Here is a 12,528-nt window from a genome sequence, read left to right as displayed (position 1 = left end):
CAGATCAATCGCGCGGCGGCTGCATAGTGCCTTGGACCTTGACGCACCAAAGCGGTTCTCCCATAATCAAGGTGAACCAAGGAAAGTCAGGCCTCATGACAGCTGCGTTTACCGTTCGTGTAAAAGATGAAACCGCGAGCAAGCTGGATCAACTCGCTGAGAAGCTGGATCGGTCTCGCTCTTATATGGCTGCCGAAGCCATCGAAGCTTTCGTTGAGCAACAGGAATGGCAGCTTGCCGAGATTGAAGCCGGGTTGGCGGAGGCCGATCGGGGTGAGTTCGCCAGCGAAGAAGATGTGGCGAAAGTCGTCGCGAAGTACGTCAAGTCCGCTCGGCAATCATGAGTCGGAAGCGTATTCGCTGGACGATAAGGGCGTTGCGGCGAATTGATGAGATCGGTGCGTATATCGAAAAAGACGATCCGGATGCGGCAGCTCGCGTCGTGGCGCGGATTGTCACTGCCGTGGATGCGTTAGCGGAGTACCCTGCCAGTGGGCGGCCCGGTCGTATCAAGAGCACGCGCGAGCTCGTGTTAGCCGACATTCCCTACATCATTCCCTACCGCGTAAGTCGCGACGTCGAGATCCTCACCGTCATGCACGCCCATCAGCAATGGCCGCGGGTACTCTAGTCACGACCAACCGTGCCGGGTTCGCTGGTCCGCCTTCGTCAGCGCGAACCCGCGCGTCTCGTCGTCGAAAATCGACTCGACCAGGAAACGACTGTCCACCGGCATGGTATCCGACTTCCCAATGCCATGGACGGCGTGCCTGGCCTGACGCAGCCGCCGATCAGGCCGGGAGAAAGCTTCATCTACGAGTTCACGCCGCCTGATGCCGGAACATTCTGGTATCACCCGCACGCCAACAGCCTCGAGCAACTCGGCCGCGGCCTCACCGCAGCGGTGATCGTGGAGGCACGCCAACCCGTCGCCGTCGACAGCGACCTCGTCTGGATGCTTTCGGACTGGCGGCTGACCGAGGACGGCGGCAACCGGATGGAGGCCGGGGTGTCCGGCCGCGTCGGCAATACGGTGTCACTTAACGGCCGGGTGTCGGAGGCTGAAGCTTTCCGGTCGGGCGAGCGCGTCTGCAGCAGCGCTTCAAGGGAAGGAGTAGACACCGTGGTCGACGCAACGGGTGCTGCTCCTTGCTATCGAGACGGTAGATCGCTCCACTCTTTTGGAACCGGCTTGCAAATGTGCTCTCCGCACGTGGAGCCGTCTTGAATGGGCCGATGATCAGCCGCGCATTTCTCGTGCAACAGTTTTCAGGCGGCCAAGATCTTCAAGGTGACGCGCCATGTAGCGCGACGCTTCTTCGTTTTTCCCCGCAAGGATGAGATCCAGGAGCTCGATATGCTCGAGGCAGCGTTCGCGCGCGCTGTTGCGATCGAGCATCTGGCGGTAATCGATCAGCCGGCGTAGGCGGTCGAGCCTGTTCAGCGCATCGATGAAGAAGCTGTTCTGGCAGCATTCGATGATCGCCTCGTGCATGCCGCTGTTAAGCCCAAACAGCTTTGCATCCGAAACGGTCCAGATGCCGCCGTTGACCAGCCACTCCTGTTCCTCGCGGCAGCGCAGAAGTGCTGGGCGGTTCAGCTTGAAGGTCGGCTCCAACAGTGCGGCGGGTTCTATCAACAGGCGAAATCGGTAGCTGTCCTCGTAGGCCTGGAGTGAAGTGAGGACCGGCAGAAATGCCCAGCCGTGGCCTGGCAGTCGCTCGATCCAACCCTCATTGGCCATGCGCAAAAGGATTTTTGAGAGCTGGCCTTTCGTGAGATCGTAGCGACGAAGAAACTCGCTTTCCGTAATCTTTTCCGGAAGTCGGCCGTGCAGCCGGTCGTCGGCGATCGTCAGATAGATCTGTTCGTCATCCTCCGTTGAAGCCGATTCCCGAGACAGTTTCTCGGCCGCCCCGACATCGGCGATCATGTAGCCGCCGCCTTCGCCCTGTTTCAGGACACCTGCTTCGTGCAGGAGCTTCATGGCCTTTCGCACCGGCGAGCGTGATACGCGGAGCTGTTCGGCAAGCTTGCGTTCCACCAGGCGATCGCCCTCGGAAAGCTTGTCGGTGCGAATATGCGCGACGATCTGGTCGGCGAGGCTGACGATCAGCGGGGTGGTCTGCAAAGCTAAGCTCCCGATTTTGCTCATCTATGCCACAACGCCGCGGCGACGCCAAGAGTTTTTGGTTTTTCTCTATTGCAAAATACCAAGCGGGGGCGTATTTGGTATTTTAGAGGAGAAAAAGACCAAGGCGGTCTGGAGGACTCCAATTCGATTTTTGCTTGCTCGACGCCGACGCGAAGTCGGCGAACGATCTCGCGTGGCCTCCGCCATCTCCTGAACGGTGAGGAAGACATGACGATTAAACTTCTCGTACTGCCGGGTGATGGGATCGGTCCGGAGATCACGTCCGCGACCTTGGAGGTGCTGAAGGTCGCCGCGGCCGCAACGGGCGTGGGGCTCGACTTTGAGTTCAAAGACATTGGCCTCAAGTCCCTTGCCGAGCAGGGCACGACGCTTCCGGATGCGGTGATGAAGCGCGTGCCCGAGGTGGATGGGGTCATCCTTGGGCCGGTCTCGCATTACGAATATCCGTCGCGCGACAAAGGCGGAATCAATCCGTCTGGCGAGCTAAGAACCAAATTCGAGCTTTACGCCAACATTCGCCCCTGCCGCTCGCGTGATGGGTTGACGATCCTTCGTAAACCGATGGACCTCGTCCTGGTGCGCGAGAACACCGAAGGCTTCTACTCCGATCGCAATATGTATGCCGGTACAGGCGAATTCATGCCGGATCCGGATATGGCCTTTTCGATCCGCAAGGTGACTGCCAAGGCTTCCTCTCGTGTGGCCAAGGCGGCTTTCGAACTGGCACGCCACCGCCGCAAGAAGGTGACCGCGGTGCATAAGGCCAATGTGGTCAAGCTCTCCGACGGCCTGTTCCTGCGCGAAGTGCGGAAGGTCGCGGAAGCCTATCCGGATGTGCATTTGGAAGAGTTGATCGTCGATGCGGCGGCCGCCCATCTCATTCGCTCGCCGGATCGCTTCGACGTCATCGTCACCACCAACATGTTCGGCGATATCCTCTCGGATGAGGCATCGGAGCTTTCGGGAAGCCTTGGACTTGGTGGGTCCATCAACGCCGGTGACGACATTTGCGTCGCACAGGCACAGCATGGATCGGCGCCAGACATTGCCGGCACAAACGTGGCGAACCCGACCTCCCTCATTCTTTCGGCCGGCATGTTGCTTGATTGGCTCGCTCACCGTCGAAACGATCCGCGCCTCGCGCGCGCCGCGGCACTGATCGAAACAGCGACCGACGCCGTTTTGCGGGACCCGCATTCACGCACGCGCGACGTCGGGGGAGGCCTCGATACCGATGCCTTCACCGCGAAGGTGGTGGATGCCATTCGCGCCGCCGGTGCTTCGACATCGGTCGCCTGACGACACCTGAAATCCCCGCAAGGGCAAGCCGGGACTGTGTTCCGGCGATCCTGGAGGAGGGGGCCGAATGGCGGCCCCAGGGATCGAACAACACAGAGACATGGATGGAGGAGTTTCCATGAAGAAGATCACACGACGCGCCTTTTCAACGCTGCTTGCCGCTGCCGCGACAGTGGTTCTGGTCAACCAGGCGGCCGTTCCCGCCTTCGCGGACGAACAACTTAAATCCCTGCACATCATGGCACCGAGCAGCCCGGGAAGCGGCTACGACCAGTTGGCCAGAACAATTCAAACGATACTGCAGGAAGACAAGTTGACGGGGCCCGTTGAGGTCCAAAACGTGGCCGGTGGTGGCGGAACGGTCGGCCTTTCGCAGTTTGTCACCACCAAACCGCGGCATCCGTCGGCTATGGTCATTGGTTTTGCGCTGGTCGGCGGCGTGTTGACGACCAAGTCGCCCGTGACGCTCGACCAGACTGTTCCAGTCGCAAGACTCATGGGCGAGGCCGATGCCATCGTGGTGCCGGCGAACTCCGATATCAAGACGATGGATGACCTGGTTGCACGTCTGAAGACAGATCCGGCGAAGGTCTCCTGGGCCGGTGGTTCAATCGGCGGTATCGATCATGTCGCCGCAGGCTTGATCGCCAAGACCGTTGGCGTCGATCCGAAGAAGATCAACTACGTGGTGCATGCCGGTGGCGGCGAGGTGCTGGCCTCGACCCTTGGAGGCCATGCCACCGTTGGCATCAGCGGCTATGAGGAGTTCCGCGCGCAGGTCGAGGCCGGCCAACTTCGCGCCCTTGCCGTTACCGGTGACACTCGTATTCCGGGGCTCGAGGTGCCGACGCTGAAGGAGGCAGGCGTTGATCTCGCCGTCATGAACTGGCGCGGAATCATGGCGCACCCGAAGCTTTCCGACGAAGACCGCGAAGGGCTTGAGAAGGCGATTGCCGCCCTCGTCAAGACGCCCGAATGGAAGGCTGCTCTCGAGAAGCGCGGCTGGATCGACACCTATCTACCGGCAGACGCTTTTGCTGCGTTCCTCGCCGACGAGCAGAAGCGCGTCGAGGGCGCATTGAAGGAAGTCGGGCTGCTCTGACCGGCGTCCACCTTGGGAGGTGTCATCATGTTGAAATCGGCCAATTTCCGTATCGGGGAGACAATCCTCGGACTTGCGTCGCTCAGTCTCGGTCTTTTCATCGGTTTCGAGACATGGTCGACGCCTCCCATCGCAGCGCAGACGGTGATCGGGCCAGGTCTGTTTCCTGCCCTCATCGCCACGGGACTGATCCTCGTTGGCCTGCAGCTTCTCTACGAGGCTTTCCTTCATCGCTTGCAGGCGGAGGAATTTCCAGAGCTCGACTGGAAAGCCGTCATCCTGGTGGCTGCTGCCTTCGCGTCACAGCTCGTGTTGCTTGAGAGGCTCGGCTGGATCGTCTCCGGCACCTTCCTCTTCGTCGTCTCGGCAATGGCCTTCGGCAGCCGGACCCATCTGCGCAATCTCATGATCGGGCTGTTGCTGACCGCGCTGACGTATCTCGTGTTCGACTATGGGCTCGACCTCGATCTGCCGACTGGCAGCTACATCGAAGACCTGATCGATCTTGCCCGCGGCTCCGTTTGAAGTCGCGCTCGGTTCGAATGTTGAAACCATAGATCTAGCCGAAATTCTCATAGCCCAAGGGCGGAATGAACATGGATACCCTAGCAGCACTCTTCCACGGCTTTGCCGTTGCCGCCACGCCGTACAATCTGTTCTGGTCCCTCGTCGGCGTGACACTTGGAACGGCAATCGGCGTTCTTCCCGGCATCGGACCGGCGCTGACTGTCGCCTTGCTACTTCCCGTCACCTACGGGATGGAGCCGACGAGCGCCTTCATCATGTTTGCCGGCATCTACTATGGCGCCATGTACGGCGGATCGACCACCTCTATCCTGCTCAACACGCCGGGCGAGTCCGCGTCCATCGTCACGGCGCTCGACGGCCACGCCATGGCGCGCAAGGGCCGCGGTGCGCAGGCGCTGGCGACGGCCGCCATCGGCTCCTTCGTCGCCGGCACCATCGCGACGGTCGCGCTCACCTTCGTCGCGCCGCTGATGGTAAAGATGGCACTGCTTTTCGGCCCGACGGAATACTTCGCGCTGATGGTGCTTGCGCTCACCACGGTCACCGCGGTGCTCGGCGATTCGCTCTCTCGGGGTCTTGCGAGCCTGCTGTTCGGTCTCGCTCTCGGTCTTGTCGGGATCGATCTGCAGACGGGCCAGGCCCGCTTTACGCTCGGCATCTCGGAGCTGCTCGACGGCATCGACGTGGTTGTCGTCGCCGTCGGCCTCTTCGCGGTTGGCGAAACTCTCTTCACCGTTGCACGCCACTGTTTCGAGACCGAGGAACTCTATCAGCTCGAGGGCTCCAAGTGGATGAGCCGTGAGGACTGGCGTCGCTCCTGGAAGCCGTGGTTGCGTGGAACGGCGCTCGGTTTTCCGATCGGCGCGCTGCCGGCCGGCGGCAGCGAGATCCCGACCTTCCTGTCTTATCTGACGGAAAAACGCCTTTCGAAAAACCCGGAAGAGTTCGGTCATGGTGCGATCGAGGCGGTCGCCGGACCGGAAGCTGCCAACAACGCTTCAGCCGCAGGCGTGCTTGCGCCTCTTCTGGCGCTCGGTCTGCCGACGTCTGCGACCGCAGCGATCATGCTGGCTGCTTTCCAGCAGTACGGCATCCAGCCGGGTCCGCTGCTCTTTGATAACAATCCCGAGCTCGTCTGGGGACTGATTGCCAGCCTCTATATCGGCAACGTCATGCTGCTTTTGCTCAACCTGCCGCTTGCCGGGGTCTGGGTGAAGCTGCTCGCGATCCCGCGTCCGTGGCTTTACTCGGGCATCTTGCTGTTTGCGACGATGGGTGCCTATACGCTCAACAACAACATCGTCGATGTCGCGCTGCTCTGGATCATTGGCGTCATCGGCTTTGGCATGCGGGTGCTTAACGTCCCGGTCGCGCCTTGCATCGTTGGCCTGATCCTTGGACCGCTCGCCGAACAGCAGTTCCGTCGCGCCCTGACGATCAGTCAGGGGGATGCCAGCGTCTTCTTCACCCATCCGATCTCGCTCGCGCTGATTGTCATCGCTGTGACGCTTGTTCTCGTGCCCACCCTTTTGCGCTGGCGTGCTGCACGCCAGGCAGGCGAAGCCGCAAACCAAGCCTGAGCCTTGCCGTCGGTCACTGATCAACCAGGAACATCGCCATGTCGAAAGTCACATACTTCTCCGTCGACGAACTGTCTGCCTTCGCGACGAAGATATTCACCGGCACTGGAATGTCAGAGCCCGACGCAGCCACGATCGCCCGCGATCTGGTGAAGGCCAATCTGCGCGGTATCGACTCCCACGGGGTCTCGCGGATCCCGATGTATGTCGAGCGGCTGCAGCGCGGGCTTGTGAACCCAATACCCAAAATCGGTATCCGCAAGGTTGCCGGAGCCGTGTCCCTTGTCGATGGCGACAATGGCATGGGGTTCCTTGCCTCCCATAAGGCCACCGCAGAAGCCGTTGAACTCGCGAAAGCCAACGGCATCGGCCTGGTCGGGGTTCACCGCAGCACCCACTTTGGCATGGGTGCGCTTTACGCACTGCAGGCGATCGAGGCCGGCTATATCTCGATGATCTTCACGAATTCATCGCCGGCGATCCCAATGTGGGGCGGGCGTACCACCTTCCTCGGCGCAAGCCCGATCGCTGCGGGCATCCCGGGCGGTAAACACGCGCCCTATGTTATGGATATGGCGATGACCGTCATCGCCCGCGGCAAGATTCGACTTGCCGCAATGAAGGGCGAGGCCATTGCGGAAGGACTTGCACTCGACGTGGACGGCAATCCGACGACGGATGCGGCCAAGGCGTTCGAAGGCGTCTGCCTGCCGTTTGGCGGGGTCAAGGGATCCGTGCTTGCAACACTCATGGACCTCATGTCTGGCGTGCTCACCGGCGCGAACTTCGGCGGCGACGTAAAGAGCCTCTATTTCGATCACAGTGAGCCGCAAAACGTCGGCCACCTCTTCTTTGCCATCAAGCCTGATCTCTTCATGTCGCTGGAGAACTTCGACGCGCGCATGGACGCGTTCTACGAGCGCATCAAGTCGCTGCCGAAGGCAGCCGGTGTTGAGGAAATCATGATGCCCGGGGAACCGGAACAGCGCCGCGAGGACGAGCGGCTGAGGACTGGTATTCCGATCACCGACAACGTGGTGGCGGACCTGGCGAAGGAAGGTGAACGCATTGGCGTGCGTTTCCCGACCGGCCGGGCGCCCGGCGAGGCGGCCTGATGAACCGCTTGTCAGCCCATATCGGCTACTTGTTCACCGAACGTCCGCTTCCGGAAAGGATAGAAGCAGCGGCCGGCGCCGGCTTCACGGCGATCGAGCACCCCAGCCCATGGCATGTTCCCGCAACTGAAATGCGGTCACGTATGGTCGCAAACAGCCTCTCGTTCGCGCAGCTGTGTGCGGCTATCGGTGACGCCAGCAAAGGCGAAAAAGGCTTGGGCGCACTTCCTGGTCGCGAGATCGAGTTTCGCGAGCGTTTCAACCGGGCGCTCGATTATGCGGTCGCGGTCGATTGCCCCTTCGTGCATCCGATGGCTGGCGTTCCGGGCATTGCCGACATGTCGGCTGCGGCTGAAACCTATCACCGCAATCTCAGCTATGCCGTGGAGCGGACGACCGGCACCAAGGTCAAGATCCTTATCGAAGCGATCAGCGAGGCGGCGGTGCCAGGCTATTTCCTGTCCACGCTCGATCACGCCAGCCTTGTTCAGGACATCTTCGGTCCCGGCAACCTCGCGCTGCTGGTGGACACATTCCATGCCCGCGCGAACGGCGTTGATCTGGTGCCTTGGATAGAGGCCAACGCGCATCGGGTCGGGCATGTCCATGTCGCCGATCATCCGGGCCGGCACGAGCCCGGAACCGGTGCGATAGACTTCGAAGCGCTCCTCGAGGCCCTTGCCGACCAGGCCTACGAAGGCGCGATCGGCTTCGAATACATCCCTTCTAATACCACAATTGAAAGCGCCGCCTTCCTTCCCCGCTGGAAGCAGTTGATCGGCGCCAAGTTGCAGCAGAGGCAAGACAGGAGGCTCGCATGATCACAGCAATCAATCCGGCGACTGGCCAGGAACTCGGACGCTACGAAGGGCATGACGATGCCTTTGTCGATGCCGCCCTTTCTGCAGCCAGCGCCGCCCAGAAAGCATGGCGCAAGGTGCCCACCGAAGACCGGGTTCGTTTGCTTGCCGGCATGGCGGGGGTGCTGCGCGCCGGCAAGGCGCGATATGCCGAAATGATCACGCTTGAGATGGGCAAGCCGATCGTCGAGGCCGAAGCCGAAATCGAGAAATGCGCCTACAATTGCGACTTCTACGCCGAACATGCGCCGAAGTATCTTGCGGACGAACCGGTCGCGTCGAACGCGTCCGAGAGCGTCGTCGTGTTCGACCCGCTCGGCGTCGTTCTTGCCATCATGCCGTGGAACTATCCCTTCTGGCAGTTCTTCCGCTTCGCAGCACCTGCGTTTGCGGCTGGTAACGGCGCGATCCTCAAGCATGCCAACAACGTGCCGCAATGCGCGCTGGCGATCGAAGAGATCATGAAGGAAGCTGGCTGCCCGGAGGGGCTGTTCCGCACGCTGCTGATCGAGCCGCAAAAGGTCGCGGGTCTCATCGCTGACGACCGCATCGCTGCGGTGACGCTGACTGGCTCGACCGAGGTCGGTGCGATTGTCGCCGCGCAGGCCGGCAAGGCGCTGAAGAAGCAGGTGCTGGAACTCGGCGGCTCCGATCCGTTCATCGTGCTTGCCGACGCCGATCTCGAAGAAGCGGCCGCCGTTGCCGTCAAGGCGCGCTACATCAATGTCGGCCAATCCTGCGTTAACGCAAAGCGGTTCATCGTCGAGGACGCGGTTGCTGATCGTTTCGTCGAACTGTTCTGCTCGGGGGTTGCGAAGCTGAAGATCGGTGATCCCCTTGCGCGTGACACCAACATCGGACCGATGGCGCGCGCCAATCTCCTGAGCGGCCTGCATGCGCAGGTAGAAAAGACCATTGCCGCCGGCGCAACTCTGAAAATGGGCGGCAAGCCGATCGATGGCCACGGCTTTTATTATCCCCCAACGGTGCTCGATCATGTGACTGCGGAGATGACCGCCTTCCGCGAAGAAACCTTCGGCCCCGTTGCGGCGATCATCCGGGCAAGAGACGCAGAGGAAGCGATCCGCCTGGCGAACCAGACCGAATTCGGGCTCGGCTCGGCGATCTGGAGCCGCGACATCGAGCGGGCGCGCAAGCTCGCCCGCGACCTCGATGCCGGCGCCGTCTTCATCAACGGTATGGTCGCTTCCGACCCACGCTACCCATTCGGTGGCATCAAGCGTTCCGGCTATGGCCGGGAGCTCGGGGTCTACGGCATTCGCGAGTTCGTCAACATCAAGACCGTCTGGATCGGTCCAGCCGTCGCAGCAAAGTAAGGAATGCTTTGATGACGAAACCAGCAATACTCCGCCCGCGCGACCTGCCGACGAACGACCGCGGCGGTGGTGCGCGCACCACGCCGTTGGTCACGCGTAAATGCGGATCGACCAGCATGATCAACGGCATCACCGCCTTTGATCCGGGTGCAGCGATCGGGTTGCACAAGCACAATTGCGAAGAAAGCGTGATGGTCATCGAAGGCCGGGCGATCGCGGAGATCGACGGTGTCCAGCATCATCTCGACACGAATGACACGACATGGATTCCGGCAAATGTGCCGCATCGCTTCATCAATCCGACCGATAAGCCCATGCGCATTTTCTGGGTCTATGCGTCCGTCGATGCGACCCGCACGATGATCGCAACTGGCGAGGAACGGTCGATCGACGCCGAACACGGTCACAAGCCGGCATGAGGTTCCTATGATCTATGAGGTTGCTGAAATTGCAGTGAAGGCCGGTCAGGAAATAGATTTCGAAAAGGGGGTCGAGCAAGCGGCTCCGCTTTTCCTTCGTGCAAAAGGCTGTCACGGCCTTTCACTCCACAGGGTCCTGGAGAACCAGTCCGTGTACCGTCTCCTCGTGAAATGGGAGACCGTCGACAACCATCTCGTCGATTTTCGCGGTTCTGACGATTTCCAGGAGTGGCGCCGTCTCGTCGGTGACTTCTTCGACGGGCCACCGGTGGTGACCCATTCTTCGTCTACGGCGCGATACGGAGCCGAATGACCAGAATGAAGCTGCTGGCCATTGCGACGTTTCTGCTGACGCTTTCAATCGGAGGGGTCGGTGGATGGGTAATGTGGCATTTTCATATGCCACTCGCCTGGCTTCTCGGCGCGATGATATTCTGCGGGCTTGCGGCATTGGCGGGACTTCCCCTCGCCATGCCAAAGTTTGCGCGCCCTCCGATGACCGCTACGATCGGGGCAATGTTGGGGACGTCGTTCTCGCCGGCCGTCTTTGAACATGCCGTTGTGTGGCTCATGTCTCTTGCCGGACTCGTTTTCTTCATCGCTGCCGCAGCGTCGGTTGCCTACGTCTACTTCCGTAAGGTCGGGAAATTCGACCATCCGACGGCCTTTTTCTCAGCCATGCCCGGGGGACTGGTCGAAATGATCACACTCGGTGCCGAACGGGGCGGCGACGAGAGGATGATCTCGCTCATCCACGCGGCGCGCATCTTCCTCGTCGTCCTCTCGCTGCCATTTGTCATCCAACTGATATCGGGGGAAGAGATAGGTCGGAGCGGGTCAAGCTACGTTCCATTTTCAGCCGTTGAGGCCATGGACTTAGCTTGGTTTGCAGCCGCTATTGGGTTGGGAGTGGCGGCCGGCATTATCCTGCGTCTTCCCGCGCGATACCTGCTCGGGCCGATGATTGTAAGCGCGGGGCTGCATCTGTCGGGCGTTTCCGATTTCCAGCTTCCGAGCGTGTTTCTGGCGGCGGCGCAGGTGGTAATTGGAACCACGGTCGGCTGCCGTTTCGTCAACACCGCGCCTATGTTGATCCTGAGGGTGATCGGGCTATCCGTCGGTTCGACGGTGTTGCAGCTCTCCATGTCGCTTGGGTTCGCACTGCTTGTCTCGACCATGACCGGCGATCGTTTCGTCGGAACGGTCCTCGCGTACTCGCCGGGAGGGGTCGCCGAGATGAGCCTGATAGCTCTTTCTCTCGGGATAGAAGTTCCCTTCGTGGTGTTTCACCACATTATCCGGGTCTTGTTGGTGGTGGCCGGTTCCGCCACCGTTTTCCGCCTACGTATCGATCCGTTCGAAACCAAATAACACGCCTCTCGCTGGCGCTCTGCGCCACGATCACAATCTCGGAGCATCCAAATGGACATGTTCACAGCTGCTGGCCTGTCGGCACTGATGCAGGTCATCGCCATCGACCTTGTTCTTGCTGGCGACAACGCGGTGGTGATCGGCCTCGCTGCAGCCGGCCTAGAACCAACGCAACGTCGCAAGGCAATCATGGTGGGCATCTTCGCCGCCACCGTTCTGCGCATCGCATTCGCTACGGTCGCAGTGCATCTGCTGGCAATTATCGGGCTGCTGCTTGCAGGTGGCCTGTTGCTGCTTTGGGTCTGCTGGAAAATGTGGCGCGAGCTGCGGGCAGGCCACGGTGACGAAGAAGGCATGGCTAACGAGAATGCGCCCAGGAAGACATTCTTCCAGGCTGCGACACAGATTGTTGTCGCCGATGTCTCTATGTCGCTTGATAACGTACTCGCCGTCGCCGGCGCGGCGCGCGAACACCCAAGTGTTCTGATCGTGGGGCTCGGCCTTTCGATCGCCCTGATGGGGATTGCAGCGAACCTTATTGCCCGCCTGCTGACCAGGCACCGCTGGATCGCCTACGTCGGTCTGGCGATCATTCTCTATGTCTCACTGGATATGATCTATCGCGGCACGCTCGAGGTCGCGCCTTTTGTCCAGGCTGCCGTGCTCTGAAGATGCGCTAAGGGAGAGCTACCGGCGGAACCGTTGTTTGCCGGCGAACTACGGTCGCCGGATCGGACCCTTTCAAGGCGAGGGATAGCCGGC

General features: G+C 60.7%; 14 protein-coding genes and 1 pseudogene. 14 read left to right on the top strand and 1 reads right to left on the bottom strand.

Translation table 11 applies throughout. The features are described from left to right. Positions 1 to 95: 95 nt before the first annotated feature. The 3 genes and pseudogenes from ASE71_RS28455 to ASE71_RS28445 form a co-directional block, all read left to right on the top strand. Positions 96 to 344: a CopG family ribbon-helix-helix protein gene (locus tag ASE71_RS28455; protein ID WP_060521339.1), complete on the top strand. Its 249-nt coding sequence runs from the start codon at positions 96 to 98 to the stop codon at positions 342 to 344. Beyond that, positions 341 to 631, top strand: a complete 291-nt coding sequence (locus ASE71_RS28450) for a type II toxin-antitoxin system RelE/ParE family toxin (protein ID WP_060521288.1) — start codon at positions 341 to 343, stop codon at positions 629 to 631. Before ASE71_RS28455 ends, ASE71_RS28450 begins: the two co-directional genes overlap by 4 nt. Before the next feature lie 9 nt (positions 632 to 640). Further along, positions 641 to 1,090 (top strand): annotated as a pseudogene (locus ASE71_RS28445) (multicopper oxidase domain-containing protein); the annotation flags it as partial. Positions 1,091 to 1,240: 150 nt separating this feature from the next. Here ASE71_RS28445 and ASE71_RS28440 read toward each other — a convergent pair. Then, a complete protein-coding gene (locus ASE71_RS28440) occupies positions 1,241 to 2,131 on the bottom strand; it encodes a GntR family transcriptional regulator (RefSeq protein WP_244496944.1) in 891 nt (296 codons plus the stop codon). A gap of 231 nt (positions 2,132 to 2,362) precedes the next feature. Here ASE71_RS28440 and ASE71_RS28435 point away from each other — a divergent pair, with 231 nt between their 5' ends. The 11 genes from ASE71_RS28435 (at position 2,363) to ASE71_RS28385 (ending at position 12,435) form a co-directional block, all read left to right on the top strand. Next, a complete protein-coding gene (locus tag ASE71_RS28435) occupies positions 2,363 to 3,454 on the top strand; it encodes an isocitrate/isopropylmalate dehydrogenase family protein (RefSeq protein ID WP_110819016.1) in 1,092 nt (363 codons plus the stop codon). 118 nt (positions 3,455 to 3,572) lie between these two features. Beyond that, complete coding sequence (locus tag ASE71_RS28430) at positions 3,573 to 4,556, top strand: Bug family tripartite tricarboxylate transporter substrate binding protein (protein ID WP_060521286.1); 984 nt, start codon at positions 3,573 to 3,575, stop codon at positions 4,554 to 4,556. Between the two features lie 27 nt (positions 4,557 to 4,583). Next, positions 4,584 to 5,081, top strand: a complete 498-nt coding sequence (locus ASE71_RS28425; protein WP_060521337.1) for a tripartite tricarboxylate transporter TctB family protein — start codon at positions 4,584 to 4,586, stop codon at positions 5,079 to 5,081. A 71-nt stretch (positions 5,082 to 5,152) separates the two neighbouring features. Then, positions 5,153 to 6,664, top strand: coding sequence for a tripartite tricarboxylate transporter permease (locus ASE71_RS28420; protein WP_060521285.1), 1,512 nt, complete (start codon positions 5,153 to 5,155; stop codon positions 6,662 to 6,664). A gap of 38 nt (positions 6,665 to 6,702) precedes the next feature. Next, positions 6,703 to 7,779 carry an Ldh family oxidoreductase gene (locus ASE71_RS28415; RefSeq protein ID WP_060521284.1) on the top strand — a complete coding sequence of 359 codons (1,077 nt, stop codon included), beginning with the start codon at positions 6,703 to 6,705 and terminating at the stop codon, positions 7,777 to 7,779. Continuing rightward, positions 7,779 to 8,600, top strand: coding sequence for a hydroxypyruvate isomerase family protein (locus tag ASE71_RS28410; protein WP_060521283.1), 822 nt, complete (start codon positions 7,779 to 7,781; stop codon positions 8,598 to 8,600). The genes ASE71_RS28415 and ASE71_RS28410 overlap by 1 nt, the downstream gene beginning before the upstream one ends. Next, positions 8,597 to 9,976 carry an NAD-dependent succinate-semialdehyde dehydrogenase gene (locus ASE71_RS28405; protein ID WP_060521282.1) on the top strand — a complete coding sequence of 460 codons (1,380 nt, stop codon included), beginning with the start codon at positions 8,597 to 8,599 and terminating at the stop codon, positions 9,974 to 9,976. The genes ASE71_RS28410 and ASE71_RS28405 overlap by 4 nt, the downstream gene beginning before the upstream one ends. An 11-nt stretch (positions 9,977 to 9,987) precedes the next feature. Continuing rightward, complete coding sequence (locus tag ASE71_RS28400; protein ID WP_060521281.1) at positions 9,988 to 10,395, top strand: cupin domain-containing protein; 408 nt, start codon at positions 9,988 to 9,990, stop codon at positions 10,393 to 10,395. 7 nt (positions 10,396 to 10,402) lie between these two features. Further along, positions 10,403 to 10,708: an antibiotic biosynthesis monooxygenase family protein gene (locus ASE71_RS28395; protein ID WP_060521280.1), complete on the top strand. Its 306-nt coding sequence runs from the start codon at positions 10,403 to 10,405 to the stop codon at positions 10,706 to 10,708. Beyond that, positions 10,705 to 11,766: an AbrB family transcriptional regulator gene (locus ASE71_RS28390; RefSeq protein WP_060521279.1), complete on the top strand. Its 1,062-nt coding sequence runs from the start codon at positions 10,705 to 10,707 to the stop codon at positions 11,764 to 11,766. The genes ASE71_RS28395 and ASE71_RS28390 overlap by 4 nt, the downstream gene beginning before the upstream one ends. A gap of 51 nt (positions 11,767 to 11,817) precedes the next feature. Further along, on the top strand, positions 11,818 to 12,435 hold the full coding sequence (locus ASE71_RS28385; protein WP_060521278.1) for a TerC family protein: 618 nt from the start codon (positions 11,818 to 11,820) through the stop codon (positions 12,433 to 12,435). Positions 12,436 to 12,528: the final 93 nt, after the last annotated feature.

It is taken from the genome of Ensifer sp. Root954, from assembly GCF_001429005.1.
GTDB lineage: Bacteria > Pseudomonadota > Alphaproteobacteria > Rhizobiales > Rhizobiaceae > Ensifer > Ensifer adhaerens.
Note: the sequence above shows the minus strand (reverse complement) of the source record. Positions and strands in the feature narration are given on the sequence as shown.

Excerpts from the sequence above, each read along its gene's own strand:
- ASE71_RS28455 (WP_060521339.1), top strand. The coding sequence starts at position 96 with ATGACAGCTGCGTTTACCGTTCGTGTAAAAGATGAAACCGCGAGCAAG.
- ASE71_RS28450 (WP_060521288.1), top strand. The coding sequence starts at position 341 with ATGAGTCGGAAGCGTATTCGCTGGACGATAAGGGCGTTGCGGCGAATT.
- ASE71_RS28435 (WP_110819016.1), top strand. The coding sequence starts at position 2,363 with ATGACGATTAAACTTCTCGTACTGCCGGGTGATGGGATCGGTCCGGAG.
- ASE71_RS28430 (WP_060521286.1), top strand. The coding sequence starts at position 3,573 with ATGAAGAAGATCACACGACGCGCCTTTTCAACGCTGCTTGCCGCTGCC.
- ASE71_RS28425 (WP_060521337.1), top strand. The coding sequence starts at position 4,584 with ATGTTGAAATCGGCCAATTTCCGTATCGGGGAGACAATCCTCGGACTT.
- ASE71_RS28420 (WP_060521285.1), top strand. The coding sequence starts at position 5,153 with ATGGATACCCTAGCAGCACTCTTCCACGGCTTTGCCGTTGCCGCCACG.
- ASE71_RS28415 (WP_060521284.1), top strand. The coding sequence starts at position 6,703 with ATGTCGAAAGTCACATACTTCTCCGTCGACGAACTGTCTGCCTTCGCG.
- ASE71_RS28410 (WP_060521283.1), top strand. The coding sequence starts at position 7,779 with ATGAACCGCTTGTCAGCCCATATCGGCTACTTGTTCACCGAACGTCCG.
- ASE71_RS28405 (WP_060521282.1), top strand. The coding sequence starts at position 8,597 with ATGATCACAGCAATCAATCCGGCGACTGGCCAGGAACTCGGACGCTAC.
- ASE71_RS28400 (WP_060521281.1), top strand. The coding sequence starts at position 9,988 with ATGACGAAACCAGCAATACTCCGCCCGCGCGACCTGCCGACGAACGAC.
- ASE71_RS28395 (WP_060521280.1), top strand. The coding sequence starts at position 10,403 with ATGATCTATGAGGTTGCTGAAATTGCAGTGAAGGCCGGTCAGGAAATA.
- ASE71_RS28390 (WP_060521279.1), top strand. The coding sequence starts at position 10,705 with ATGACCAGAATGAAGCTGCTGGCCATTGCGACGTTTCTGCTGACGCTT.
- ASE71_RS28385 (WP_060521278.1), top strand. The coding sequence starts at position 11,818 with ATGGACATGTTCACAGCTGCTGGCCTGTCGGCACTGATGCAGGTCATC.